This is a genomic window from Corynebacterium kefirresidentii, from assembly GCF_016599755.1.
GTDB classification, from domain to species: domain Bacteria; phylum Actinomycetota; class Actinomycetes; order Mycobacteriales; family Mycobacteriaceae; genus Corynebacterium; species Corynebacterium kefirresidentii.
Genome location: NZ_CP067012.1, coordinates 1,466,119 through 1,491,795, shown reverse-complemented (window position 1 = coordinate 1,491,795; position 25,677 = coordinate 1,466,119). Strand labels below are relative to the sequence as shown.

Annotated in this window: 20 protein-coding genes, 1 rRNA gene and 1 pseudogene; 16 read left to right on the top strand and 6 right to left on the bottom strand. The window is 57.5% G+C overall.

All coding sequences use genetic code 11. The features are described from left to right. The first annotated feature begins 84 nt into the window (after positions 1 to 84). From pheS to I6I12_RS12000, 13 genes and pseudogenes are all read left to right on the top strand, one after another. On the top strand, positions 85 to 1,131 hold the full coding sequence (gene pheS / locus I6I12_RS07185; protein WP_023021638.1) for a phenylalanine--tRNA ligase subunit alpha: 1,047 nt from the start codon (positions 85 to 87) through the stop codon (positions 1,129 to 1,131). Positions 1,132 to 1,154: 23 nt separating this feature from the next. Beyond that, positions 1,155 to 3,668 carry a phenylalanine--tRNA ligase subunit beta gene (pheT, locus tag I6I12_RS07180; protein WP_200287563.1) on the top strand — a complete coding sequence of 838 codons (2,514 nt, stop codon included), beginning with the start codon at positions 1,155 to 1,157 and terminating at the stop codon, positions 3,666 to 3,668. A 149-nt stretch (positions 3,669 to 3,817) separates the two neighbouring features. After that, complete coding sequence (argC, locus tag I6I12_RS07175; RefSeq protein WP_200287561.1) at positions 3,818 to 4,861, top strand: N-acetyl-gamma-glutamyl-phosphate reductase; 1,044 nt, start codon at positions 3,818 to 3,820, stop codon at positions 4,859 to 4,861. Between the two features lie 16 nt (positions 4,862 to 4,877). Beyond that, positions 4,878 to 6,047 carry a bifunctional glutamate N-acetyltransferase/amino-acid acetyltransferase ArgJ gene (gene argJ, locus I6I12_RS07170; RefSeq protein ID WP_200287559.1) on the top strand — a complete coding sequence of 390 codons (1,170 nt, stop codon included), beginning with the start codon at positions 4,878 to 4,880 and terminating at the stop codon, positions 6,045 to 6,047. Between the two features lie 13 nt (positions 6,048 to 6,060). Further along, positions 6,061 to 6,996 (top strand): acetylglutamate kinase, encoded by a 936-nt coding sequence (gene argB / locus I6I12_RS07165; protein WP_200289041.1) that lies wholly within the window; start codon positions 6,061 to 6,063, stop codon positions 6,994 to 6,996. Continuing rightward, positions 6,993 to 8,171, top strand: a complete 1,179-nt coding sequence (locus I6I12_RS07160; protein WP_200287558.1) for an acetylornithine transaminase — start codon at positions 6,993 to 6,995, stop codon at positions 8,169 to 8,171. Before argB ends, I6I12_RS07160 begins: the two co-directional genes overlap by 4 nt. Next, entirely contained in the window at positions 8,168 to 9,088 is a 921-nt protein-coding gene (argF, locus tag I6I12_RS07155; protein WP_200287557.1) for an ornithine carbamoyltransferase, read from the top strand. Before I6I12_RS07160 ends, argF begins: the two co-directional genes overlap by 4 nt. 3 nt (positions 9,089 to 9,091) lie before the next feature. Continuing rightward, complete coding sequence (locus I6I12_RS07150) at positions 9,092 to 9,574, top strand: arginine repressor (RefSeq protein ID WP_049358438.1); 483 nt, start codon at positions 9,092 to 9,094, stop codon at positions 9,572 to 9,574. An 81-nt stretch (positions 9,575 to 9,655) separates the two neighbouring features. After that, positions 9,656 to 10,876 carry an argininosuccinate synthase gene (locus I6I12_RS07145; protein ID WP_023021630.1) on the top strand — a complete coding sequence of 407 codons (1,221 nt, stop codon included), beginning with the start codon at positions 9,656 to 9,658 and terminating at the stop codon, positions 10,874 to 10,876. 6 nt (positions 10,877 to 10,882) lie between these two features. Further along, on the top strand, positions 10,883 to 12,313 hold the full coding sequence (gene argH / locus I6I12_RS07140) for an argininosuccinate lyase (protein ID WP_200287556.1): 1,431 nt from the start codon (positions 10,883 to 10,885) through the stop codon (positions 12,311 to 12,313). Positions 12,314 to 12,531: 218 nt separating this feature from the next. Beyond that, positions 12,532 to 14,049 (top strand): amino acid permease, encoded by a 1,518-nt coding sequence (locus tag I6I12_RS07135; protein ID WP_200287555.1) that lies wholly within the window; start codon positions 12,532 to 12,534, stop codon positions 14,047 to 14,049. A gap of 19 nt (positions 14,050 to 14,068) precedes the next feature. Continuing rightward, positions 14,069 to 15,106, top strand: a complete 1,038-nt coding sequence (gene ocd / locus I6I12_RS07130) for an ornithine cyclodeaminase (RefSeq protein WP_005323253.1) — start codon at positions 14,069 to 14,071, stop codon at positions 15,104 to 15,106. A 47-nt stretch (positions 15,107 to 15,153) separates the two neighbouring features. Continuing rightward, positions 15,154 to 15,337: pseudogene (locus I6I12_RS12000) on the top strand (Trm112 family protein). Between the two features lie 137 nt (positions 15,338 to 15,474). Here I6I12_RS12000 and I6I12_RS07125 read toward each other — a convergent pair. Genes I6I12_RS07125 through thiC form a run of 6 tightly spaced genes read right to left on the bottom strand, consistent with a single transcriptional unit; the run spans position 15,475 to position 21,503 of the window. Continuing rightward, the gene (locus I6I12_RS07125; RefSeq protein WP_200287554.1) at positions 15,475 to 16,650 is read right to left on the bottom strand and encodes a ThiF family adenylyltransferase; all 1,176 of its coding nucleotides are present in this window, start codon (positions 16,648 to 16,650) and stop codon (positions 15,475 to 15,477) included. Then, complete coding sequence (locus tag I6I12_RS07120; RefSeq protein ID WP_023021625.1) at positions 16,650 to 17,438, bottom strand: thiazole synthase; 789 nt, start codon at positions 17,436 to 17,438, stop codon at positions 16,650 to 16,652. Before I6I12_RS07120 ends, I6I12_RS07125 begins: the two co-directional genes overlap by 1 nt. Positions 17,439 to 17,448: 10 nt before the next feature. Beyond that, positions 17,449 to 17,652 (bottom strand): sulfur carrier protein ThiS, encoded by a 204-nt coding sequence (gene thiS, locus I6I12_RS07115; protein ID WP_200287553.1) that lies wholly within the window; start codon positions 17,650 to 17,652, stop codon positions 17,449 to 17,451. Positions 17,653 to 17,676: 24 nt separating this feature from the next. Beyond that, positions 17,677 to 18,885, bottom strand: coding sequence for a glycine oxidase ThiO (thiO, locus tag I6I12_RS07110; protein ID WP_200287551.1), 1,209 nt, complete (start codon positions 18,883 to 18,885; stop codon positions 17,677 to 17,679). Beyond that, positions 18,878 to 19,543 carry a thiamine phosphate synthase gene (locus I6I12_RS07105; protein ID WP_034656487.1) on the bottom strand — a complete coding sequence of 222 codons (666 nt, stop codon included), beginning with the start codon at positions 19,541 to 19,543 and terminating at the stop codon, positions 18,878 to 18,880. Before I6I12_RS07105 ends, thiO begins: the two co-directional genes overlap by 8 nt. A gap of 28 nt (positions 19,544 to 19,571) precedes the next feature. Further along, entirely contained in the window at positions 19,572 to 21,503 is a 1,932-nt protein-coding gene (gene thiC / locus I6I12_RS07100) for a phosphomethylpyrimidine synthase ThiC (RefSeq protein WP_023021621.1), read from the bottom strand. 264 nt (positions 21,504 to 21,767) lie between these two features. On the opposite strand from thiC, the gene I6I12_RS07095 reads away from it, so the two are divergent. The 3 genes from I6I12_RS07095 to I6I12_RS07085 all read left to right on the top strand — a co-directional run bounded on the left by I6I12_RS07095 (position 21,768) and on the right by I6I12_RS07085 (position 25,448). After that, positions 21,768 to 21,941: a Trm112 family protein gene (locus I6I12_RS07095; protein WP_034656461.1), complete on the top strand. Its 174-nt coding sequence runs from the start codon at positions 21,768 to 21,770 to the stop codon at positions 21,939 to 21,941. A 64-nt stretch (positions 21,942 to 22,005) separates the two neighbouring features. Beyond that, positions 22,006 to 23,292, top strand: a complete 1,287-nt coding sequence (gene tyrS, locus I6I12_RS07090; protein WP_023021619.1) for a tyrosine--tRNA ligase — start codon at positions 22,006 to 22,008, stop codon at positions 23,290 to 23,292. A 637-nt stretch (positions 23,293 to 23,929) separates the two neighbouring features. Then, positions 23,930 to 25,448, top strand: a 16S ribosomal RNA gene (locus I6I12_RS07085). The last annotated feature ends 229 nt before the right edge of the window (positions 25,449 to 25,677 follow it).

Sequence of the window (25,677 nt, the reverse complement as noted above, 5' to 3'; positions counted from 1 at the left end):
GGGGGTCCCTGGCGCGGTCGCGCTAGCCGCAACAGAGTAAGATTGCACGCGTTAGTTTTCGCGCGAGAAGAAGGTACGAAATACGTGTCCGATACACCGCAGATCGAATTGACCGAAGAGGCTCTTGGGGCCGCGGCCGATAAGGCTATCGCAGCCTTCGACGCAGCCGAAACACTAGATGAGTTGGCTGCTGCCCGCCGTGAACACCTAGGAGACGGCGGCTATATTCCGCAGGCTCGCCAATCGCTGGGGCAGCTGCCCAAGGACCAGCGCAAAAGCGCCGGCAAGGCCGTCAACATGGCCCGCGGCAAGATGGAAAAGCGCTTTGCTCAGGTTAAGGATGTCTTGGAACAACAAGCTCGCGAGGAGCAGTTGCGAGCCGAGACCGTAGACGTCACGATTCCTACCACCCGCACCCAGACCGGTGCCCTTCACCCGATTACCGCGTTGTCTGAGCGCATCGCTGATATTTTCGTCGGCATGGGATGGGAAATTGCGGACGGCCCAGAAATCGAGGCAGAGTACTTTAACTTCGATGCTCTGAACTTCAAGCCGGACCACCCAGCACGTACCTTGCAGGATACGTTCCACGTCTCGGGCGAGGGTTCTAGGCAGGTGCTGCGTACCCATACCTCCCCGGTACAGGTGCGCACCATGTTGGAGCGCGACGTGCCGCTTTATATTGCCTGCCCGGGGCGCGTATTCCGCACAGATGAGCTGGATGCCACCCATACCCCGGTTTTCCACCAGGTAGAAGGATTGGCCGTGGATAAAGGCCTGACCATGGCTCACCTGCGCGGCACACTAGAGCACTTGGCCAAAGTACTCTTTGGGCCGGAAACTACTACGCGTATGCGCGTGAACTACTTCCCATTTACTGAGCCCTCGGCCGAGGTCGATGTGTGGTTCCCCAATAAAAAGGGCGGCGCTGGCTGGATCGAGTGGGGCGGCTGCGGCATGGTCAACCCCAATGTTCTTCGCGCCGTAGGCGTAGATCCAGAGGAATACACGGGCTTTGCCTTTGGCATGGGCCTTGAACGCACACTGCAGTTCCGCAATGGATTGACCGATATGCGCGATATGGTCGAAGGCGATGTTCGCTTTACTCTACCGTTCGGCGTACAGGCCTAAACCCAGAAAGGATAGACACACTAATGCTTATTTCCCAAGACTGGGTTACCCGCATCCTCGGTGCTAAGAACCCCGGTTGGAGCGTTTCCGCTGCCGATATGGATTCTGGATTCGTGCGCGTAGGTTTTGAGACCGAGGGATACGCAGCTGTTCCAGAGAGCACGGGGCCTCTGGTTATTGGCCAGGTCGTAGAGATTGAAGAGCTCACTCAGTTTAAAAAGCCCATTCGCTACTGCCAGGTTAATGTAGGCCAGGCTAATGGCACGGGCGAGCTGCAGGGCATCATTTGTGGCGCTCGCAATTTTCGCCTGAATGACTATGTTGTTGTCGCGCTTCCCGGCTCGGAGCTTCCTGGTGGCTTCAAGATCGCGGCGCGCGAGACCTACGATCATATTTCAAACGGCATGATGTGCTCCGGCGCTGAACTCGGCTTGGGCGCGCAAGCCAACGGCATCATCGTCTTAGGCGATGAAGTCGCCGATAAGGTGGGCGAGGATGCGCGCCCGATTATCGGCTTGCACGATACCGACTTTGACGTAAACATCACCCCAGATCGTGGTTATGCACTTTCCGCACGCGGTTTGAGCCGCGAGATTGCCTCCGCTTTTGATCTGGAGTTTGCCGATATTGCCCAGGATCCTTCCGCGGCTGGCATAGATACCTCCGCTGTGCCGGAGGCGCAGGGCTCGCTTATCGACGTCACTGTGGCCCCCGAAACCAAGGCACAGCGCTTTGGCCTCCGCAAGGTCAGCGGCATCGACCCGCAGGCACGCACCCCGTTTTGGCTGGAGCGCGAGCTAATGCTCTGCGGCCAACGCAGCGTCAATCTGCCAACGGACATTACTAACTATGTGATGCTGCTTTTGGGCGCACCCATGCATGCCTTTGACGCCAACGTGATTCAGGGGAACCTCGTTGTCCGTAACGCAGCGGAGGGGGAGAAGTTTGAGACTCTGGATCATGTAAAGCGAGAACTTTCTGCAGAAGACGTGGTCATCCGTGATGACAATGGCATCCAGTCCTTGGCCGGCGTGATGGGCGGGACTACCTCTGAAATCTCGGCGGAAACCACAGACGTTGTCTTCGAATCTGCTATTTGGGATCCGATTACCGTCGCGCGTACCTCTCGCCGCCATAAGTTGTCTTCCGAATCCTCTCGCCGGTTTGAGCGTGGCGTAGATCCGGCGATCGTAGAGGTCGCCCTAGACACCGCATGTGCGCTGCTCCAGCAGCTAGCAGGCGGCACCATTGAAAAGGGTCGTACGCTTATCGGGGACGTCGCCAAGCGCGAGCCCATTGCTCTGCGCACCGCAAAGGCCAGTGAATATGCCGGCGTTGACTACTCCCGTGAGACCGTTATTTCCCGTCTGGAAGAAGTCGGCTGCACCGTCGCGGATGAAGGTGAGCAACTGCAGGTAACACCAGCAACCTGGCGCACTGATATTGCAATGGATGTTGACCTCGTCGAGGAGATTCTGCGCCTTGAGGGCTTGGAGGATATTCCTGCCGTGCTGCCTACCCCGGCCGGCGGCCGCGGGCTAACCCCTGCGCAGAAGCGTCGTCGGGCTATCGGACATGGTCTTGCCTATGCCGGCTATGCCGAGGTATTGCCTGCACCGTTCGTGGCTAATAATACGTTTGATGTGTGGGGCCTCGACAAGGATGATGCTCGCCGCCGCACCGTAGAAGTGCAAAATCCGCTTGAGGCGGATAAGGCCATCTTGTCTACGACGCTGCTGCCGAACATGTTGGAGGCGATCGCCCGCAATGTGGCTCGTGGCCGCAGCGACCTCGCACTGTACGGGCTGCAGCAAGTGGCGGTCAAGCGCGCCGAGGCATCCCCTATGCCTTCCGTAGAACAGCGACCTTCTGCAGAGGTGGTTTCTCAGCTCCTTGATACCCTGCCTGAGCAGCCGCTTCACGTTGCTACGGTGGCTACGGGCAATATTGAACATGAAGGCCCGTGGGGCGAGGGCCGTGCATATACCTACGCCGATGCTATCGAATCCGCCCGTCAGGTCGCTCGCGCCGCTGGTGTGGATATTGAGCTGGAGGCAGCACAGGTTCTGCCGTGGCATCCTGGCCGCTGCGCGGCCGTGAAGGTGGCTGGCACCGACGTAGTACTGGGCCATGCTGGTGAGCTGCACCCGCAGGTCTTGGAGGCCCTGAACCTACCTGCGCGTACGTGCGCTATGGAGCTGGACATTAGCGCCATGCCGTTGGAAGAAAAGTTCCCCGCACCGGTGTTGTCCTCGTTCCCCGCATTGCACCAAGACATTGCCTTGGTAGTGGATGAAGACGTACCCGCCGAGCGTGTACGCGCCATCGTGGAAGAGGGAGCAGGAGAGCTCATCGAGTCCGTCGAACTCTTCGATATTTTCCGTGGTGAGCAGCTAGGAGATGGCAAGAAGTCCTTGGCCTTCCAGCTTCTATTCCGTGCCGCGGACCGCACGTTGACGGATGACGAAGTCAACGAGCACCGCATGGCGGCGGCGGAATTGGCTAAGCAGCGCTTGGGCGCAGAAATGCGCGCGTAGTTAAACCCTGCTCAGGGGCGGTGAGATTTAACTCACCGCCCCCTTTTTTCATACATTATTTTCATTACTCGACGTTCATTTACCTGCGGAATCGGACAATCTGACTGAATAACATACGGTTGGGTGTATTTATTGCTATAGTCCCTTCTATGACGATTTCAGTAGCAATAGCAGGTGCGACCGGGTACGCGGGAAGCGAAATCCTTCGCCTGCTGCTGTCGCACCCGGCGTATCTTGGCGGTGAACTACGCATTGGGGCGCTAACTGCCTATTCCACCGCAGGGAAGAAGGTCGCTGAGCTTATGCCGCACCTCCCGCAGCTGGCAGACCGTGCCATTGTGGGCACGACCGCTGAAAATCTTCGCGGGCACGACATTGTATTTTTGGGCCTTCCACACGGTCATTCTGCGGCGATTGCTCAGCACGTGGGGCCGCAGACCACAGTGATCGATTGTGCGGCCGATTTTCGCCTTCGCAATAAGACGGACTGGGACGCCTTTTATGGCGGAGAGTACGCCGGGCATTGGCCTTATGGAATTCCCGAGATTCCAGGCAATAGAGAAGTGCTGCGCCATGCCAACCGGGTAGCTGTGCCGGGGTGTTTTCCCACGGCGGTAACCCTCGCAGGTTTGCCGGCTGTTGCCCACGAACTCATTAAGCCGAGCCTCTCGGTGATTGCTATTACCGGTGTTTCCGGAGCCGGGAAGAAGGCCTCCGTGGCACAACTCGGCGCGGAAACTATGGGAAACCTGAAGGCATATAAGCCCGGCGGCACGCACCGACATACCCCGGAAATCGTGCAAAATCTGCAGTCGTTTGCGCAGGAAAAAATTGACGTCAGCTTCACCCCGGTTCTAGCTCCCTTACCCCGAGGCATCTTGGCGACCATAACGGCGGGGATGAAAGAGGGCGTCAGCAAGCGGGAAGTAGAGACTGCATTCGGTGAGTTTTATGCCCAAGAGCCCTTCTGTCACGTGCTTCCCGCCGGTCAGCAGCCCGAGACCCAAAACGTTGTAGGTACCAATATGGTGCACCTCCAAGCCCATGTGGATGAACGCGCCCGACGCCTCGTGGTTACCGCAGCACTGGACAACCTGTGCAAAGGAACAGCCGGCGCCGCCGTGCAATGTATGAACCTAATACTCGGCTGGGATGAAACCTTGGGCTTGCCGCAAGCGGCCGTGGCCCCATAAAAACTAGGAGAAAATTATGACTGCAGCAGGAATTACCGGCCCGGCCGGCTTTAGCGCCGGCGCTACCACAGCGGGGATTAAACCCTCAGGCAAACCCGATATGGCATTAGTTGTCAATAATGGACCACGCTATGATGCGGCGGCGGTATTTACCCGTAACCGTGTTGTGGCCTCGCCGGTGAAACTCTCCCGCAAGGCGGTGGCCGATGGCCAGCTTGCCGCTATTGTTTTTAACTCTGGAAACGCCAATGCGTGCAATGGCCCGCAGGGTGATGCGGATGCCTCCGCGCTGGTAGCCGAGGTTGCGCACTCCTTGGCCCTTCCAGAAGGAAAAATTGCCGCATGCTCGACCGGGCTTATAGGGGAGCCTTTGCCTATGGAAAAAGCGTTGGCTGGTGCAGGCGCTGTGGCGAAGGCCCTAGGCGGCAGCACGGACCATGCTCACGCAGCGGCCGAGGCTATTTTGACCACCGATACCGTAACTAAGGAAGCCGCCTATGTTGGGGCCGGCTGGTCCGTTGGGGCCATGGGCAAGGGGGTGGGCATGATGGCCCCCTCGCTGGCGACGATGTTGGTGTGCCTTACTACCGACGCCGCCGCAAGCGCCGCTGCCCTCCAGAGCACCCTGGACAAGGCCGTGTCGCAGACCTTCAACACTCTCGACGTCGATGGATCAACTTCTACTAATGACACGGTGATCCTCATGGCCTCTGGGGCCTCGGGTGTTTCGCCCAGCCAAGAAGAGCTTGAAACGGCGGTGCTGGCGGTTTGCTCAGACATTGCGGACCAACTGCAAGCAGATGCAGAAGGTGTAACCAAGCGCGTCAAGATCACTGTGGAAGGCACTGTCACCGACTACCAGGCCCTCAACGCCGCGCGCACCTTGGGCCGCGACAACCTGTTCAAGTGCGCCATGTTCGGCTCTGATCCGAACTGGGGGCGCGTCCTTGCGGCGGTGGGGATGGCAGATGCAGAAATGGACCCGGAAAATATCTCGGTCTATTTCAATGGCCAGCCGGTGTGTCGCACCTCGACGGGTGTACCCGGCGCGCGCGAGGTGGACCTTAGCGGGACTGATATCGATGTCTACGTGGACCTTGGAACGGGAGGTACTGGGTCTGCGTTCGTGCGGACCACGGATCTCTCTCACGCCTACGTGGAAATCAATTCGGCGTATAGCTCCTAGGGAGGAGATGAAAATGTTTAGTGGGCTTAGTGATCAAGAGCGCGCCACCGTCCTAGCGGATGCCCTCCCGTGGCTCCAACATTATCGGGACACCATCGTAGTGGTGAAATACGGCGGCAATGCCATGGTGGACGAAGAACTTAAAGCTGCCTTTGCTGCGGACATGGTCTTTTTGCGCACCGTGGGCGTTAAGCCGGTGGTGGTGCATGGTGGTGGGCCACAGATCAACTCCATGCTCCACAAGCTTGGTATAGAAGGGGAGTTTCGAGGCGGCTTTCGCGTGACCTCTCCGGAGATCGTGGAAGTAGTTCGCATGGTGCTTTTTGGGCGGGTAGGTCGCGGATTAGTCAACCTCATCAATTCGCACGGCCCATATGCGGTGGGGACCTCTGGCGAAGACGCGGGACTATTTCGGGCCACCAAAAGGTTGGTGGAAGTCGATGGAAAACCTACCGATATTGGGATGGTCGGAGACATCGTAGAGGTCAATCCCACGGCCGTGATGGACATTATCGACGCTGGGCGCATCCCAGTGGTCTCGACCATCGCACCGGGAGAGGACGGCGCAATTTATAACATCAATGCCGATAGCGCGGCTGGGGCTTTGGCTAGCGCAATCGGGGCAGAGCGTTTGGTCATTCTCACCAATGTGGAAGGCCTATACACTGACTGGCCAAACCGCGAATCCCTCGTGTCCAAGATCGAACGTGGTCAACTTTCCAGGCTTCTTCCCCGACTGGACTCTGGCATGATTCCCAAGATGGAATCTTGCCTCAAGGCAGTAGAAGGCGGGGTATCGGCCGCGCACGTTATCGACGGCCGGATTGGCCACTCGGTGCTGCTAGAGCTTTTAACCCCGGGTGGAGTCGGAACCATGGTGCTGCCAGATGATTATAAGCAACACGACTACCCCGAAGGGACCATCTTCAGGAAGGATGATGCAGCATGAACAAGCCACAGAGCTTGACACAGCGGTGGTCGGAGACGGTCGTTGATACCTATGGCACACCGTCCATAGGTCTCGTCTCCGGCCAAGGGGCGACGCTTAACGATGAGCACGGTAAGTCCTATATTGATCTACTAGCAGGCATTGCGGTTAATTCCTTGGGATACGGCAATGAGCACGTAGCACAGGCGGTATCCCACCAGGCGCGCACTTTGGCGCATACCTCGAACCTCTTCGCCACTCAGCCAGTGCTGGATGCGGGAGCGAAGCTGATTGAGCGGGTGGGAGACGATAGCGCCCGAGTGTTCTTCTGTAACTCTGGCGCCGAAGCCAATGAGGCTGCATTTAAGCTTGCTCGCCTGACCGGGCGCCGGCGAATCCTCGCTGCCGAGCACGGCTTTCATGGACGAACCATGGGGGCACTGGCCTTGACCGGTCAGCCCGATAAACAGCGCTCTTTCCGCCCGTTGCCGGGAGGAGTGGAGTTCTATCCGTTCGGGGATGTGGAGTATCTGCGTCAGCTGGTGGAACAAGATCCCCAGGACACTGCGGCCATAATCCTGGAACCTATTCAGGGAGAAACTGGCGTCATTCCGGCCCCTGCGGGGTTCATGAAAGAGGTCAGCGAGCTGTGCGATGAATACGGAGTCCTATTAATCGTTGACGAGGTACAAACAGGCGTAGGCCGTACCGGGACGTTCTTTGCCCACGAGGTAGAAGGAATTCAACCGGACGTTATCACTATGGCGAAGGGCTTAGGTGCCGGACTACCCATCGGCGCAACGATTACCCGAGGGCGTGCCAAGGGTCTTTTTGGGCCCGGCTCTCATGGCACCACCTTTGGCGGGAACCCCGTGGCGTGCGCTGCGGCAAACGTAGTTCTTGACACCGTAGATGCGGAATTGCTCGCAGAGGTGACCCGCAAGGGGGACTATGTGCGGCAGAAATGTGAAAAATTTTCAATTGTAGATCGTGTGCGCGGCCGAGGTCTTATGCTGGGCCTTGTATTAAGCGCACCGGTGGCTAAGCAGGCCGTGCGGGACGGGCTCGCACACGGGCTTATTCTCAACGCTCCCAACGAGAATGTTCTTCGACTAACCCCACCTTTGGTCATTTCCCAGCATGAACTCGACACAGCACTATCAACTCTCGGAACCATATTGGAGGAACTGGCATGAGCTTGCGGCACTTCCTAGCTGACGATGATCTCAGCCCACAAGAACAAGCGACGGTTTTAGATTTAGCTGAAAAGCTAAAGAAGGAGCCCTTTGCAGAGCGCCCCTTAGAAGGCCCCAAGACCGTGGCGGTTCTCTTTGATAAAACGTCTACGCGCACCCGCTTTTCCTTTGAAACCGCGGTAGCGAATATGGGCGGCAGGGGTATTACCGTCGACACTTCTACAACCCAGATGGGCAAGGGGGAATCTTTTCAAGATACGGCGGCGGTGCTTTCAAGGTACGTGGAGGCCATTGTGTGGCGTACGTTTGAGCACGACAATCTGCTCCAGATGGCAGAGACTGCTACCGTACCTTTGATTAATGCGCTTTCTGATGACCTACATCCCTGCCAGATCCTGGCTGATTTGCTGACCTGTCGCGAGAATCTAGGTGATCTGCCGGGTAAAAAGGCCGTCTACCTAGGCGATGGCGATAATAATATGGCCAACTCGTACATGATCGGTTTTGCCACGGCCGGTATGGACGTCTCCATCATTGCGCCAGAGGGATTTCAGCCTCGCCAGGAATTCATTGACCGCGCGCGTCAGCGGGGCAATATCACCATTACTGATGATGTCAATGAAGTAGAAGGCGCAGACGTCGTGATTACGGATACCTGGGTTTCTATGGGACAGGAAAATGATGGTCGTGATAGGCACACGCCGTTCCTGCCTTATCAGGTTGACTCGACCATAATGAGCAAAGCACATAAGGATGCAATATTCTTACATTGTTTGCCGGCGTACCGTGGAAACGAGGTCACGACTGAGGTGATCGATGGTCCGCAGTCGCGAGTCTTCGATGAAGCGGAAAATCGCCTGCATGCGCAGAAGGCGCTTCTCGTCTGGTTGCTCGAAGTAAATAAGGAGATCAACTAAGTAATGAACACCCCGACCACCCGCAATGCTCGGCAGGCCAAGATTCTAGAGATTTTGGACCGCAATCGCGTCACCAGTCAGGTGCAGCTATCCGAGCTGCTTCTCGCAGACGGCATTGACATCACGCAGGCCACTTTGTCCCGTGACTTGGATGAGTTGGGAGCGAAGAAGGTAAAGCGTGATGGCGGCCGTTCCTATTACATGGTCGGCGGTGAGCTGGAGCAATTTGAAGATCAGGTGGGAGGGCCCCGCGAAAAGCTGCGACGCATGCTCGATGAATTGGTGGTATCCCATGATTCTTCCGGCAATATTGCGATGCTGCGCACGCCAGCGGGCGCGGCCCAGTACCTGGCTAGTTTTATTGACAGGGTAGGGCTGCACGATGTCATTGGTTGTATCGCCGGTGATGACACCATTTTCGTCTTGGCGCGCGAGGGTGTCACAGGCGCAGATTTGGCCGTGACGCTTACCACGCGGAATCTTTAGACGGTGGGAGTGGAAATTCTTACCACCGTCGTATATTATGTACTTAAATGAATTGTTTCCAATAGATCGAGGAGATTTACCATGTCCGCACGCGTAGTCTTGGCCTACTCCGGTGGCCTTGATACTTCTGTTGCTATTCCGTATCTGGCAAAAATGACCGGCGGCGATGTTGTTGCCGTTTCCCTGGACTTGGGTCAAGGTGGCGAGGATATGGAATCGGTGCGCCAGCGTGCACTTGACTGCGGTGCCGTAGAGTCCATCGTTATCGATGCCAAGGATGAGTTCGCAGAGGAGTACTGCGTTCCCACCATTCAGGCAAACGGCATGTATATGAAGCAGTACCCGCTAGTATCGGCCATTTCCCGTCCGCTCATTACCAAGCACCTTGTTAAGGCTGCCCAGGAATTTGGCGGCACCCACGTCTCCCACGGTTGCACCGGCAAGGGCAATGACCAGGTACGCTTTGAGGTTTCTTTCCGTGCCCAGGATCCTTCTCTCGAAATTATCGCTCCTGCACGTGATTATGCGTGGACCCGCGATAAGGCCATCGCCTTTGCGGAGGAGATCAACCTGCCAATTGAGCAGTCCGCCTCCTCGCCATTTTCTATCGACCAGAATCTGTGGGGCCGCGCCGTCGAAACTGGATTCCTAGAGGATCTGTGGAATCCACCGACAAAGGACCTATACGCCTACACCGAGGACCCGGGTCTGGGCAATGCCCCGGATGAAATTATCCTCTCCTTTGAAAAGGGCATCCCCGTGGCGGTAGATGGCCAAAAGATGTCCCCGCTGCAGATCATTGAAGAGGTCAACCGCCGCGCAGGTGCACAGGGTATTGGTCGCCTAGATATGGTCGAGGACCGTTTGGTGGGCATTAAGTCCCGTGAGGTCTACGAAGCTCCGGGTGCAATGGTCCTTATCCAAGCGCACGAAGCGCTAGAGGATGTCACTGTGGAGCGCGAGTTGGCTCGCTACAAGCGCCTCACCGATGCTCGTTGGTCCGAGGAGGTCTACGACGGCCTCTGGCATTCGCCGCTGAAGCGTTCCCTGGACGCTTTCATTGCGGAATCTCAGGAAAACGTCACCGGCGATATTCGCCTAAGCATGCACGCCGGCACCGCCACGGTGACCGGGCGCCGCTCTGGCCAGTCGCTGTATTCCTTTGATCTTGCCACCTATGACACCGGCGATTCCTTCGACCAAACCGCCGCAAAGGGCTTTGTTCAGCTGCACGGCCTGTCTACCCAGATTTCCAATCAGCGCGACCGCGATGGCGGTTTCCCGACCAGCGCCCAGAAGTAGAAGCATATGGAATCACATAAGACTAATGAAGGTGCCCTGTGGGGCGGCCGCTTTTCCGGCGGACCCTCCGAGGCAATGTTTGCCCTCTCTGTATCCACCCACTTTGACTGGGTCCTCGCGCCTTATGACGTATTAGCCTCCAAGGCGCATGCCAAAGTGCTGCACAAGGCAGGCTTGCTATCCGACGCCGACCTGGACACCATGCTCGCCGGTCTCACCGAGCTAGGGGAGAAGGTGGATTCTGGCGAATTCCGCCCGGCGCCGACAGATGAGGACGTCCACGGTGCGATGGAACGCGGGCTCATTGAGATTGTCGGGCCGGAAGTAGGCGGTCGCCTGCGTGCTGGCCGCTCGCGTAATGACCAGGTAGCGACGCTGTTTCGCATGTGGGTACGCGATGCCATTCGTGATACCGCCGCCCAGGTGAGCGACTTGGTGGATGCCTTGGCCGATCAAGCCGCATCCCATCCCGATGCCATCATGCCGGGCAAGACTCACTCGCAAGCCGCGCAACCAATTCTGCTAGCTCACGAACTTTTGGGCCATGCGCAGCCGCTTCTGCGCGATATCGAGCGCCTGCAGGATTTGGACAAGCGCCTAGCCGTGTCTCCCTATGGCTCTGGCGCGCTTGCTGGTTCATCTTTGCAGCTCGACCCAGAGGCGATTGCAGAAGAGCTAGGGTTCGACTCCGCTGCTGAAAACTCCTTGGACGGCACTGCGGCTCGTGACTTCGCATCCGAGACTGCCTTCGTTTTGGCGCAGATCGCGGTGGATATGTCCCGCCTCTCGGAAGAAATCATCTATTGGTGCACACCGGAATACGGCTATGTCACGCTTGATGATGCTTGGTCGACGGGTTCGTCCATCATGCCGCAGAAGAAGAATCCGGACGTGCCGGAACTTACCCGCGGCAAGACTGGCCGCCTTATTGGCAATCTCACTGGGCTTTTGTCCACGCTGAAGGCTCAGCCGCTGGCCTATAATCGCGACCTGCAGGAAGACAAGGAGCCTATCGTTGACTCGGTGGCGCAGCTAAACCTGCTGCTGCCGGCGATGACCGGTCTTGTATCGACGCTGACGTTTCATGAGGACCGCATGCGCGAGTTGGCTCCGCGGGGGTTTACGCTGGCTACCGATTTGGCCGAATGGATGGTCCGTCAAGGTGTTCCTTTCCGTGAAGCGCACGAAGCCTCCGGCGCCTGCGTACGGATTGCTGAGGAACGTGGGGTGGACCTAATCGACCTCAGCGACGAGGACCTAGCGGGCGTCGACAAGCGGCTAAAGCCGGGCGTCCGCGAAGTGCTCACCATCGATGGAGCAGTGGCTTCTCGTGACACCAAGGGTGGCACGGCCGGCGCTCGGGTGGCTGAGCAACGGGAAAAGGTACGTGAACGGGCCGCCGCTGCCCGTACCTGGGCGCAGACTCCACTGCGCTAACTAGTTTTCCCTCGGAATACCGCATGGCCGTAGGCCATGCGGTTCTTTTGTGCCTAGATGTGGGGGTAGGGGATTAGCCCCTATTCCCAACCCCCCAACTGCATTGTTGAACACAATGGGGGTGCCGGTGACGTGGGTTACAATGTGGTGCGGTACTATCCTTGCAGAGAATGTGACCTAACAGACGCATTCATGTCAATGAAAGGACGATCTCTCCCATGACAGTAAATTCGCCGCCGCCCACAGCGGGGCCGCACGAGCACGAGAAGGCGGTCTACGCTTCGGAAGACCACGGCCTGCAAAAGGGGATGGGCAATCGCCAGCTCCAGATGATCGCCATCGGTTCTGCCATTGGTACCGGTCTTCTTTTGGGTACCGGTAGCCGCTTGCAAGACGCCGGACCGTTCCTAGCGGTGCTGTACCTTATTTGTGGCTTCTTTGGCTATATCATCCTGCGTTCTCTTGGCGAGCTCATTGTCTATCGCCCCAGCTCCGGTTCCTTCGTCTCCTATGCCCGTGAGTTCTACGGTGAGAAGACCGCTTTTGTCACAGGCTGGTTGTACTGGGGAAACTGGGCGATGACCTTGGTGGCGGACGGCACAGCCGTAGCTATCTACATCAAGTGGTTTAGCCAGTACACGTCGTGGCTCGACGCCGTTCCGCAGTGGGCACTGGCCCTCGTTGTTATCTGCGGCATCCTTGTATTCAACATGCTCTCGGTGAAGATCTTCGGCGAGCTGGAGTACTGGTTCTCCCTCATCAAAATTGTCGCGTTGATCATCTTCATGTTGGTGGCCATCGGTGTCCTTATTCTTGGCCACCCGAGCGGCGATCCCACCGGCTTTAGCCTCTTTTCTGATAACGGTGGCTGGCTGCCCAATGGCCTCATGCCTGCCGTCATCGTTGTCCAAGGTGTCGTCTTTGCCTACGCCGGCATCGAGCTTGTTGGAACCACCTCCGGTGAGACTAAAAATGTAGAAAAGCATATCCCGCGCGCAGTCAATAATGTGCTGCTCCGCATCTTGATTTTCTACTTCGGCTCCGTGCTATTGCTGACCTTGGTGTTGCCATACACTAACTATGTCGCAGATGTTTCGCCGTTCGTGACCTTCTTTGAGTCCCTGGGCGTTGGCGCGGCGGCTCCGATTTTCCAGCTTGTCGTTATCACCGCTGCGATTTCCTCGCTCAACGCTGGCCTGTATTCCACCGGCCGCATTATGTACAACATGTCCACCTCCGGCTCCGGCCCGAAGTTTGGCGCTCGCATGTCCAAGTCTGGTGTTCCCTACGGCGGCATCGTCATGGCGGCCATGGTGGGCTTGGTAGGCGTCTTCCTCAACTATGTGGTGCCGGAGATGGCGTTTGAAATCGTGCTCAACCTGGCAGCCTTGGGTACATTGGCGTCCTGGGCGGCAGTTGCGCTCTCGCACCTCAAGTTTGTACACCTGGCTAAGAGTGGACGCTACACGCGGCCGGGATACCGATCACCATTCGGTCAAGGCGGCGACTGGGCCGTACTCATCTTCATTGGCCTAGTCATTATCCTGATGGCCTTTGACTATCCAATCGGAACCTATGCGCTTGCTTCCACTCTGCTCCTCGTTCCGGTCTTTATGGCAATGTGGTACGCATGGCGCGACCGTATTCGTACAATCGCGGAAGAGAGGAAGGCCAAGCACCTGCCAACCTCCAGCTTCCCGGCCGCACCGCAAACAGACCTTCACCCGAAGAATTAAAACTAGGAAAGGAATTCTTATGAACCACGCTGTTAAGTTCGTAGACGTAGAAAATATGGCGCGCTGGATTCAGCGCGAGGGCGTTGAAAACATCATTACCGGAATGGTGGATTACCTCGAGGCTGACTACCGCGAGTGGGAGCGCTTTGACAAGATTCCGCGCGTTGCCTCCCACACCCCATTCGGTGTCATCGAGCTCATGCCGACCTCTAACGGTAAGGAGTACTCCTTCAAGTACGTCAACGGCCACCCGTCCAATCCGGCCCGTGGTTTCCAGACCGTTACCGCCTTTGGCGTGCTTGCCGACGTCGACAATGGCTACCCCACCTTCGAAGCCGAGATGACGCTGCTTACCGCACTGCGTACTGCCGCAACCTCCGCCATGGTGGCAAAGCACCTAGCACGCAAGGACTCCAAGCGCATGGCCATGGTCGGTGCCGGATCCCAGTCTGAATTCCAGGCCTTGGGCTTCCGTGGCGTGATGGGCATCGAGGACATCACTATTTATGACATTGACCCTGAGGCGGTAGAGAAGTTCAAGCGCAATCTGGAGCCACTGGGCTTTAATATCACTGCCTGCTCTAGCGTCGACGAGGCAGTTCTTGGCGCAGACATTATTACCACCTGCACTGCAGACAAGGCACAAAACCAGATTCTGGCCGAGCGCCACGTCGCCCCAGGTGTCCACCTCAACGCTGTTGGCGGTGACTGCCCAGGTAAGACCGAGCTGGAAAGCTCCATTCTGGACAAGTCCAAGGTCTTCGTGGAGTTCCCGGAGCAGACTCGCATCGAGGGCGAAATTCAGCAGAAGCCCGAAGACTTCCCGGTTGTCGAGTTCTACCAGGTGCTCACCGGCCAGGCCACCGGCCGCGATGACGATGAGCAGATCACCCTCTTCGATGATGTCGGATTCGCAATCAACGACTTCTCCGCGCTGCGTTACCTGCGTGATTCCGTCAAGGGAACCGACTTGGAGTCCGAGATCGACATCATTGCCAACCCGGACGATCCTAAGGATCTGTTCTCCTTGGTTGCTAACGTTCCGTCCTTGCTTTAAAGCAAAGGTGGGGTAGAGGGATTTTACTTCTCCCTCTACCCGCTGGGATTAGATGTAAGAGTCTTGACCCAAAGTTGCTCGAGGTACTTGTCCGTCCGCAGGACAAGGGCCTGTTGATATATCCGGAAGATAAGCAAGTCCTTGTCAATGAGCGTTCCTAGCATTGCCTATCCCATTGAAGATGACGTTCCAGTAATTCTGGTAGGCCACGCGATGAAATGGCCCTCCTGAATCTGGATTCTATGTAAAGTCTGGATACTCTGTGCTAAACAGGTGACTCCCCAGCACCTTTTTATGAATCCAACGCGAAGTTCAAGGTGGACCTACCGGAAAACCCGAATCACCTTGTCATCGACATCATTGTCTAGCTAGTGCTTAGGTATTCCGTGGAACGCTGCGGGCTGGCTTGTTATGCCGCCTGCGACGTTTAGCATATTAATACCACGCTGTTTTGCATCCGCGGCGAAGGTCGAGATGAAGTTGGCCGATCGCTTGCCGGAAGCACAGTATACCCACGCTTTGCGCTGCCCTTCGGCCTGCAGGGAATCGAGCAGGCAGCGCGCCACCTCTGGATCGTCCTGCCACACGGAGGTTGGTAAATGGTAATGCTCTGTGCCGGCAGCAAAAAAGAAATCATCTATGGCAGCCTCCCCGGCCTCGCGCACGTCGATGGCCGTGGCACCGTCGCGCAGATCTTCGAACATCTCGGGGGCAGTGGCAGCGGCAGCGGCAGCATCGGCATCCGGCACGGCACAAGCTGCGCTACCGTAGTCTTGCTGCAGCTGTATGGTTAGCTCGCGTGCCGGGTCGTGGGGCACGCGGAAGTGAGTGATGGAGGCGGTCAGGGCATCGTAGATGCTCAACAAGCCCACCCGGTCGTGGTTCATGCCGGTTGCGAACTGGATTAGCTCGGTGGACATCAAGCCCGCGACCACGCTGGTGGTTACGCCCAGCACACCGGCGGTGGCGCAATCCGGCACGGAATCTGGGTCGGGTTGCAGGGGATAGAGGTCGCGCATGCCCACGCCGGACTCGGCGCCGGGCCCAGACCACCACACTGCGCAGTCGCCCCGGTAGCGAAGCACCGAGCCCCACACCAGCGGGGTGCCTGTGATCTCCGCAGCATCCGCTGCTAGGAACTTGGTGGCAAACGTGTCAGAACCATCCACTAGGATGTCCACCCCACGAAGGTAGCCCACGGCATTGTCGACGGTAAAACGGTCGCGAATCGCATGTACTACGATGCCGGTCTGCAGCTGCCGGAGCTTTTCGGCGGCGACGTCCACCTTGGGCCTTCCCACATCGTGGGTGCCGAACAGGATCTGGCGGTGGATGTTAGTGAGATCCACCGTGTCGTCATCGATCACAGAGATTTCGCCAACACCGGCGGCAGCTAGCTGCTGCATCAGGGGGCAGCCCAATCCGCCAGCGCCGATGACGAACACGTGGGTGCCGTGCAGCGCCTCTTGCTGGGGGATGCCGAAGCCAGGCAATAGGGTTTGGCGGGCTACTCTGTACAACTCTTCACGGGGCAGTGGGCTCATTACAGGACTTTGTCTTCCCAGCTAGCCAACCCCTCGAATGATGACGAGGCCACGGCGTGCTGCCGTTTCGGAATGCGGCCAGCTTGCCGGGCCAACCGGCCACCTTCCACGGCGTATTTCATTGCAGTGGCCATCGCCATGGGATCCTGGCAGCGGTTAATAGCACTCGCTAAAAGCACGCCATCGCAGCCCAGCTCCATGGCCAGTGCAGCATCGGAGGCCGTGCCCACACCGGCATCCAGCAGCACGGGAACATGGGTGCGCGAACAGATCAGCTCGATGTTGTGCGGGTTCAGGATGCCTAGGCCCGTGCCGATGGGCGAGCCTAAAGGCATCACCGCTTCCACGCCCACGTCTTCTAGACGCTTGGCGACGATCGGATCGTCGCTGGTATATGCCAGCACCACAAATCCTTCAGCAACCAGCATCTCGCAGGCATCCACGAGCTCTACCACGTCGGGCAGAAGCGTATGGTCATCCGCGATAACTTCCACCTTCACCCAATTGGTGCCCAGCGCCTCGCGGGCTAGCTTGGCGGTTGTTACTGCGTCCCGAGCGGTGCGGCACCCAGCAGTGTTGGGCAGCACGTCAATGCCCAATCGCTGCAAGAGCTCGAAGATGGATTCCCCACCGGTGCTAGCGCTCGTGGCACTGTGCCTACGCATGGCAACGGTGGTCAGCTGTGTACCGCTGGCAACTAAGGATTGTTCCAACATAGCCTGGCTACTTGCCCCGCCGGTTCCCATCACTAGGTGCGAATCGAATTGTTTATCTGCGATAGAAAGCATGAGTAAAGCCCTACCCGCCCTGCACGGCGATCAGGATATCCATTTCATCGCCGTCGGTAACTTCATAAGACCAGTCGCTGGCTGGGATCACGTCGCCATTGACGGCCACGGCGACGCCTTTCGGCGAGGCATCGCCGGTCTCTGCTTTTACGACGGCAGCCACGGTGATATGCCCCTCGCTGCTGCGGCGCTTTCCATTAAGCGTGTATTCCATGGTGCTTATTCCTTTCTTTTGTGGCTATCGGGGTGGGCTGTATCGGGCGTGGCGTAGTGGATCGCAGGCAGAGATGTCTATCTCCAACCCGTTGGCGGGGTAGGTGCCCAACCCCAACTGGGCACCTACCTTAGCCCCAAAGGCGGACAACAGGATTCCGTGGCGGAAGTAGCCGGTGGAGATCACCAGCCCGTCGCGCACCTTGCCAAGGTAGGGCAGATCATCTGGTGTGCCGGGCCGGGCGCCGACGATGGCTTCGATGAACTCGCAATCCTCTAGCCCAGGAACTACGCGGATGGCGTCTCGAAGAAGCGTGTGCACACCGTCTACAGGAGGACCTTTGCGGTTGTCTTCGCGGCTGGTTGCACCGACGGCGATGGTGCCATCGGTGCGGGGGATGACATAAACCGGCCGGTCCTCCACGAATGCGCGCACCACTCGGGTAAGCGGTTCGCCACTGGTGTGCACCAGCGCGTCTGGGACCCGCAGCCGCAGCATGTCACCGTGCACCGGCCGTAGCGCTAGGGGATTGACACCCTCGAACCAGCCGTCTACGTCTTTGGCACCTAGCCCGTTGCAGAGATAGACCGTGTCGCCGGTGGCCACTCGGCCATCGGTGAGCTGTACATCGTGCCCGTTGATGCGCGTTGCGGCCGTCGCCACGAAGCGAACTCCGGCTTGCTGCAGGTAGTCCAACAGGCACGCGCTGAACATGCGCGGGTTGATCTGATGGTCGCCCGGGATTTCCACTGCCGCCGCCAACTGGGGGCTTAGCCCCTGCTCTAGCCTTCGGGCTTGCCGTAGTGTCAGCGCCTGGGCATCCATACCGTGTCTTTGCTGCAGCGCCAGCAACTCGCGGATATGGACGCCATCGGCGCGGTCGGCACCCACCACCAGGGTGGATTCACTGCGGTGCCCGGTCGGTGCGGTAGTTTTCTTACCCAACCTGGCCAGCAGGTGGGGGAACATCTCGCCCGAAGCCACCATCAGCGGGTACAGCGGCTCTTGCCGGTATTGCACCTCCGCAACCGGCGCCAGCATGCCACCGGCCACGAACGTGGCACCGCTAATGGGCTGGGGATCGACCACGACAATTTCTTGTGGGGATACGCCCGCTTCCACCAATTCGAATGCCGTGGCCAGCCCGATGATTCCCGCGCCAATGATGGCGTGCTCCGCGCGTAGCTTCTGACTATCGGGGTGGTTGCCCGGGCTGAGAACAGTGTTATTCATGTGAACCGATTGCTGCATTCCCGTTCACCCGATCGAAAGCTTGCACAACCGTGGTCGCCAAGGTAGTCGGATCATCGGAGTCCATGAAGGCGCGCACAATCGCCACACCAGACACACCGGTTTGGGCCAGTGCTGCGGCATCGGTGGCCTGTACATCACCGATTGCCACGACCGGAACGGCCGAGGCCGCCACGAGTGGGGGATAGCCTTCCAACCCCAGCGGAGTGCGGCCGGAGATTTTCGTCGGGGTGGGGCGGAACGGACCGGCACCGATGTAGTCGATCACATCTGCGTACTCGTTAGCGTCCTGCACTAGCTCTAGGGTTCCGGTGGTCAGCCCGATGATCGCATCCTCGCCAAGAATCTGCCGCGCCAGGTGCGGGTTCAAGTCGTCTTGGCCGATGTGTACGCCGTGGATGTGGTGATCATCCATTAGGGCGGCCGCTACATCCACTCGGTCATCGATAAGCACCTTCGTTGCCGGATTGGCTTCCTCGACTGCCGCGGCAACGTCGATAGCTAGGGCGGTCAGATCGCGCACGCTGATGGGCTTGCTGCGCACTTGAATCACGCCCGCACCACCGGCGGCCGCTGCCGCGGCAACCTGGACGACCTTTTCCTGCGGTGCTCCCGTAACGTGGTAGCACCGCAGATCCAGGTGGCTACCCTGCGCAGCAGGGCGAGGCTTAGCGCTCACTGGGGATCGCTGCTTCCTTCTCCAGATCCTCGGCCACTTCCTTGGCCTCATTGCGGTCTAGATACAGCTTGGATCCCGCACGGCGGAACTCCTCGGCCATTTCTTCTTCGCCTTCGGTATTAGTGACGCGTTCTCCGTCTACACTCTGGCGCCCGAAGCCTGGCAAGCCGAGGTCCTTGACTAGCGTTTGCTTCTGGTCGGTGGCCAGAGCCTCATCGATCTTGTCACCGAATGCGTCGCGGATGTCCTGGCTGATCCGCATGGAGCAGAACTTAGGTCCACACATCGAGCAGAAGTGAGCGGTCTTTGCCGGCTCCGCGGGCAGAGTTTCGTCGTGGTAGGACTGGGCAGTATCCGGGTCTAGGGACAGGGCAAATTGATCGTGCCAGCGGAACTCGAAGCGCGCCTTGCTCATCGCATCGTCCCACTCGTGGGCGCCAGGGTGGCCCTTGGCGACGTCGGCGGCGTGGGCGGAGACCTTGTAGGTAATTACACCGGTCTTCACGTCGTCCTTGTTCGGCAGGCCAAGGTGCTCCTTCGGGGTGACGTAGCACAGCATTGCGGTACCTCCCATGGCGATATTGGCCGCACCGATGGCGGAGGTAATGTGGTCGTAGCCAGGCGCAATATCGGTGACCAGCGGCCCCAGGGTATAAAACGGTGCGCCGCCGCACCATTCCTGCTCTTTTTCATTGTTAACCTGCACCATGTTAAGCGGCACGTGGCCTGGGCCTTCGACCATGACCTGAACGTCGTACTCCCAGGCGCGGTGGGTTAGCTCGCCGATGGTCTTCAGCTCAGCGAACTGGGCTGCGTCGTTGGCATCGGCGATGGAGCCTGGGCGCAGGCCGTCGCCCAGAGAGAACGCAACGTCGTACTTGGCGAAGATCTCGCACAGCTCGTCGAAGTTCTCGTACAGGAAGGACTCCTTGTGATGAGCCAAGCACCAGCCGGCCATGATGGAACCGCCGCGGGAAACGATGCCGGTTACGCGCTTGGTGGTCAGCGGCACGAAGGGCAGGCGTACGCCGGCGTGGATCGTCATGTAGTCCACACCTTGTTCGCATTGTTCGATCACGGTATCGCGGAAGATTTCCCAGGTCAGGTCCTCGGCCACGCCGTCGACTTTCTCGAGTGCCTGGTAAATCGGCACGGTACCGATCGGTACCGGGGAGTTGCGCATGATCCACTCGCGAGTGGTGTGAATGTCGTTACCGGTGGATAGGTCCATTACGGTGTCTGCACCCCAGCGGGTGGCCCAGCGCAGCTTGTCTACCTCTTCGCGGATGGACGAGCTCACCGCGGAGTTACCGATATTGGCGTTGATCTTCGTATTGAAGGCATTGCCGATGATCATCGGCTCAGATTCCGGGTGGTTGATGTTGTTCGGGATGATCGCCTTGCCGGAGGCAACCTGCTCGCGCACCTTTTCTACGTCGCAGTGTTCGCGCAGTGCGACGTATTCCATCTCCGGGGTGATAATACCCTGGCGGGCGTAGTGCATCTGGGTTACGCGCTTGCCCTCCTTGGCCCGCAGCGTCTGGCGGCTAGCGCCTTTCCATTCGTCACTGGCCTCGCCACGTTTGAGGGCGCGGTTACCGTCATCCAACAGGTTGCGGCGCCTGCCCTCGTAGGCTTCTACATCACCGCGGGCTTCGATCCACTCACTGCGCAAAGCCTCCAGGCCCTCGGTCGGTTCGGCCCAGGGGCCGCGAGTGCGGTAGAGCTTCTGCGGTGGATTCGGGCCCGTTGGGGAATCGTCCAGCTGAACTTCGGTTTCCGGCACCTGTAGGGTGAAGGTCTTGCCGAAGGATTCCACCTGCTTTTCGATGGGGGCGAAGCTGTGCTTCGGGTGGATTTCCGCACCATAGTCGTCATTCGGGATGGTAGTGCGGGTGTGCTGTGTAGACGGATCCGTCATAAAAGTCTCTCCTCATTCTTCCTTCGCTGGTTCTAACCAGGCAGGTTCTAGCGGTACTCGCGCGGGGATTACAGCGCGATCTCAGCTCGATACCTCGAGCGCCCGTGTTCGGTTGCACTTCCTACTGTAACGCACAGCACCCGCGTGTTAAGTCCTAGGGCGGACGGTTGATTGGACAGCCTCAATGAGCAAAGTAGAAAAGCGGTAAACAACTACAGAGAGTCACTCGGTGGGATGGCTGGGGCACGGGTTAGACTTAACAGCATGATTGATCAGAAGCTCCTAGAGATCCTCGCGTGCCCGATCGACAAGCAACCGCTGGAGGATCACGGCGACTATTTGGTTAACCCTAGGCTGAACAAGGCCTATCCGGTGCAGGACGGCATTCCGGTCCTGCTGGTGGACGAGGCTAAGGACTGGCCCATTGGGTCCAAGTAACTAAAGCCACACGCTCTGGAAAAGCAGACACTTAGATAATTAGGGAACAGGGGAGCACCTACGTATGACTAACAACACGAACATTGTTGACGAACTGGAATGGCGCGGGCTCATTAACCAGTCCACGGATTTGGAGGCTTTGAAAGAGGCCACAGAGAACCCGATCAGCTTGTACTGCGGTTTCGATCCGACGGGAAGCTCGCTGCACGCTGGGCACCTAGTACCACTGATTATGCTGAAACGCTTTCAGCAATTCGGCCACCGTCCAATCGCGCTGGCCGGCGGTGCGACGGGAATGATTGGTGACCCACGTGATGTTGGGGAGCGTTCTATGCTCACGGAAGAGCAGATCGCAGAGAATATGCAGATGATCAAGACACAACTTGAATCTTTCGTGGACTTCACCGATGAGAGTGACGTTTCAAGCCCAGCGGTGATGGTGAACAACGCGGACTGGATTAGCCAGATCAACGTCATCGAGTACCTGCGCGATATCGGTAAGAATTTCTCGCTGAATACCATGCTGGACCGCGATACGGTTAAGCGCCGCTTGGAGTCCGATGGCATTTCCTACACCGAGTTTTCCTACATGCTGCTGCAGGCTAACGACTTTGTGCACCTGCACAATGAGTACGACTGTGTCCTGCAGATTGGCGGTGGCGACCAGTGGGGCAACATCGTTTCCGGTGTGGATCTGAACCGGCGCGTGAATGGTGCGAAAGTCCACGGCCTGACGGTACCGCTGGTGACGGACGCCGAGGGTAATAAGTTCGGCAAATCCACCGGCGGCGGCAAGCTATGGTTGGATCCGCAGCTGACCAGCCCATACTCCTGGTACCAGTACTTTATTAATGCTGGAGACGCGGTGGTTATCGATTACCTGCGTTGGTTTACATTCTTGACTCAGGAGGAGATCGCGGATCTGGAGCGCAAGGTAGAGGAGGAACCCTACAAGCGTGAGGCGCAGCGAGTGTTGGCGCGAGAAATGACCACACTGGTCCACGGCGCACAAGCCACCGAAGCAGTGGAGCTGGCCTCTCAAGCTTTGTTCGGTAAGGCGGAGTTACAGGATTTGGACGAGGCCACCCTGTCTTCTGCATTGCAGGAGACCGAGGTAGCGGAAGTCAGCTCGGATGCCACGATCCTGGATCTATTGGTAGGTGCGGGATTGGAGAAATCGAAGGGTGCCGCGCGCCGCACTGTGGGTGAAGGCGGTGCATACGTGAATAACCAGCGCATCGAGGACATCGAATGGTCTCCGTCTTCCCAAGACCTCCTGCATGGCTCGTGGCTGGTATTGCGCAAGGGCAAGAAGCGCTTCGCTGGGGCACGGGTTGTGAATCCTTCCTAATGCCGTCACGCTTCGTGTCAATAAGGTAGCTACATGATCCCTTGGTAACGGTTATTGGCCATTTACCAGGGGATTTGTGTGTTTCTAGGTGTGGGGTGTAGCTTTATCGAAGTCGCTGAGAGGTAGCCGGGAGGTTACTTGATGGTGACATTTTGTACGGACTTGGTTCGATGATTTGACTTTGTTCTTTGAGTTGAGTAAGTTTGTACGGGCTGCCGATGAGAGGTTAACGGGAAGTTAATTTTTTGTTGGTTGGTGGTGATGTTTGAGAACTCAATAGTGTGCCAATGTACTTTTTATTTTTTGTGTGCATGGTTGTGTGTTGATTGGTTTGTCTGCCAGCAGGCTTAGTGGTTTGTTGGTTGGTGTGTGCCGGTTGGGTATGTGAAACACGTACCTTTTTGAATGCTGTTTGGTGTTTCGGCTGCATTGAGATGGATTGGTTGGCATGTGATTGTGTTTACCTTTTTTGGTTTCCTCTTTTTGACCCCGTCGGGTTGAGGGGACTGTTTATTTTTTCTTTGTAGTAATTTTTTGGACGCCAGCATGAGCTGCATTTTGTGTGGTTTGTGGTGGTTTGTTCTTTTGTTGGGTTTCGGGCTTTTCACGGCCTGTTTCGGATTTGTTCTGAAATTTTTTTGTGGAGAGTTTGATCCTGGCTCAGGACGAACGCTGGCGGCGTGCTTAACACATGCAAGTCGAACGGAAAGGCCCTGCTTGCAGGGTACTCGAGTGGCGAACGGGTGAGTAACACGTGGGTGATCTGCCCTGCACTTCGGGATAAGCCTGGGAAACTGGGTCTAATACCGGATAGGAGCCATTTTTAGTGTGATGGTTGGAAAGTTTTTTTCGGTGTAGGATGAGCTCGCGGCCTATCAGCTTGTTGGTGGGGTAATGGCCTACCAAGGCGGCGACGGGTAGCCGGCCTGAGAGGGTGGACGGCCACATTGGGACTGAGATACGGCCCAGACTCCTACGGGAGGCAGCAGTGGGGAATATTGCACAATGGGCGCAAGCCTGATGCAGCGACGCCGCGTGGGGGATGACGGCCTTCGGGTTGTAAACTCCTTTCGCTAGGGACGAAGCTTTTTGTGACGGTACCTAGATAAGAAGCACCGGCTAACTACGTGCCAGCAGCCGCGGTAATACGTAGGGTGCGAGCGTTGTCCGGAATTACTGGGCGTAAAGGGCTCGTAGGTGGTTTGTCGCGTCGTCTGTGAAATTCCGGGGCTTAACTCCGGGCGTGCAGGCGATACGGGCATAACTTGAGTACTGTAGGGGTAACTGGAATTCCTGGTGTAGCGGTGAAATGCGCAGATATCAGGAGGAACACCGATGGCGAAGGCAGGTTACTGGGCAGTTACTGACGCTGAGGAGCGAAAGCATGGGTAGCGAACAGGATTAGATACCCTGGTAGTCCATGCCGTAAACGGTGGGCGCTAGGTGTGAGGGTCTTTTCACGACTTTCGTGCCGTAGCTAACGCATTAAGCGCCCCGCCTGGGGAGTACGGCCGCAAGGCTAAAACTCAAAGGAATTGACGGGGGCCCGCACAAGCGGCGGAGCATGTGGATTAATTCGATGCAACGCGAAGAACCTTACCTGGGCTTGACATACACCGGATCGGGCTAGAGATAGTCTTTCCCTTTGTGGCTGGTGTACAGGTGGTGCATGGTTGTCGTCAGCTCGTGTCGTGAGATGTTGGGTTAAGTCCCGCAACGAGCGCAACCCTTGTCTTATGTTGCCAGCATTTGGTTGGGGACTCATGAGAGACTGCCGGGGTCAACTCGGAGGAAGGTGGGGATGACGTCAAATCATCATGCCCCTTATGTCCAGGGCTTCACACATGCTACAATGGTCGGTACAACGCGCAGCGACACTGTGAGGTGGAGCGAATCGCTGAAAGCCGGCCTTAGTTCGGATTGGGGTCTGCAACTCGACCCCATGAAGTCGGAGTCGCTAGTAATCGCAGATCAGCAACGCTGCGGTGAATACGTTCCCGGGCCTTGTACACACCGCCCGTCACGTCATGAAAGTTGGTAACACCCGAAGCCGGTGGCCCAAACTTGTTAGGGAGCCGTCGAAGGTGGGATCGGCGATTGGGACGAAGTCGTAACAAGGTACCCGTACCGGAAGGTGCGGGTGGATCACCTCCTTTCTAAGGAGCTTTATTATTCGGGCACAGTTGTGCCTTGTCCTGCCACTTTGTGGTGGGTGTTGGTTGAGTGTGCGAGTGTCATGCTGCCAACGTTATTTGTTTGAAAATTTCCGGGTGGAAGATACACCTTTAAGACAAAGACCGAGTGTTTGAATGGCGCTTTGTGACACACAGTGTCGTGCACAGTTTGAAAAAAAGTATTTGTTTGTATGTTGGTGCATTGTTGGGT

Bases quoted from the DNA above. Each gene is read 5' to 3' on its own strand.
- pheT (WP_200287563.1), top strand. From the start codon at position 1,155: ATGCTTATTTCCCAAGACTGGGTTACCCGCATCCTCGGTGCTAAGAAC.
- argC (WP_200287561.1), top strand. From the start codon at position 3,818: ATGACGATTTCAGTAGCAATAGCAGGTGCGACCGGGTACGCGGGAAGC.
- argJ (WP_200287559.1), top strand. From the start codon at position 4,878: ATGACTGCAGCAGGAATTACCGGCCCGGCCGGCTTTAGCGCCGGCGCT.
- argB (WP_200289041.1), top strand. From the start codon at position 6,061: ATGTTTAGTGGGCTTAGTGATCAAGAGCGCGCCACCGTCCTAGCGGAT.
- I6I12_RS07160 (WP_200287558.1), top strand. From the start codon at position 6,993: ATGAACAAGCCACAGAGCTTGACACAGCGGTGGTCGGAGACGGTCGTT.
- argF (WP_200287557.1), top strand. From the start codon at position 8,168: ATGAGCTTGCGGCACTTCCTAGCTGACGATGATCTCAGCCCACAAGAA.
- I6I12_RS07150 (WP_049358438.1), top strand. From the start codon at position 9,092: ATGAACACCCCGACCACCCGCAATGCTCGGCAGGCCAAGATTCTAGAG.
- I6I12_RS07145 (WP_023021630.1), top strand. From the start codon at position 9,656: ATGTCCGCACGCGTAGTCTTGGCCTACTCCGGTGGCCTTGATACTTCT.
- argH (WP_200287556.1), top strand. From the start codon at position 10,883: ATGGAATCACATAAGACTAATGAAGGTGCCCTGTGGGGCGGCCGCTTT.
- I6I12_RS07135 (WP_200287555.1), top strand. From the start codon at position 12,532: ATGACAGTAAATTCGCCGCCGCCCACAGCGGGGCCGCACGAGCACGAG.
- ocd (WP_005323253.1), top strand. From the start codon at position 14,069: ATGAACCACGCTGTTAAGTTCGTAGACGTAGAAAATATGGCGCGCTGG.
- I6I12_RS07125 (WP_200287554.1), bottom strand. From the start codon at position 16,650: ATGAGCCCACTGCCCCGTGAAGAGTTGTACAGAGTAGCCCGCCAAACC.
- I6I12_RS07120 (WP_023021625.1), bottom strand. From the start codon at position 17,438: ATGCTTTCTATCGCAGATAAACAATTCGATTCGCACCTAGTGATGGGA.
- thiS (WP_200287553.1), bottom strand. From the start codon at position 17,652: ATGGAATACACGCTTAATGGAAAGCGCCGCAGCAGCGAGGGGCATATC.
- thiO (WP_200287551.1), bottom strand. From the start codon at position 18,885: ATGAATAACACTGTTCTCAGCCCGGGCAACCACCCCGATAGTCAGAAG.
- thiC (WP_023021621.1), bottom strand. From the start codon at position 21,503: ATGACGGATCCGTCTACACAGCACACCCGCACTACCATCCCGAATGAC.
- I6I12_RS07095 (WP_034656461.1), top strand. From the start codon at position 21,768: ATGATTGATCAGAAGCTCCTAGAGATCCTCGCGTGCCCGATCGACAAG.
- tyrS (WP_023021619.1), top strand. From the start codon at position 22,006: ATGACTAACAACACGAACATTGTTGACGAACTGGAATGGCGCGGGCTC.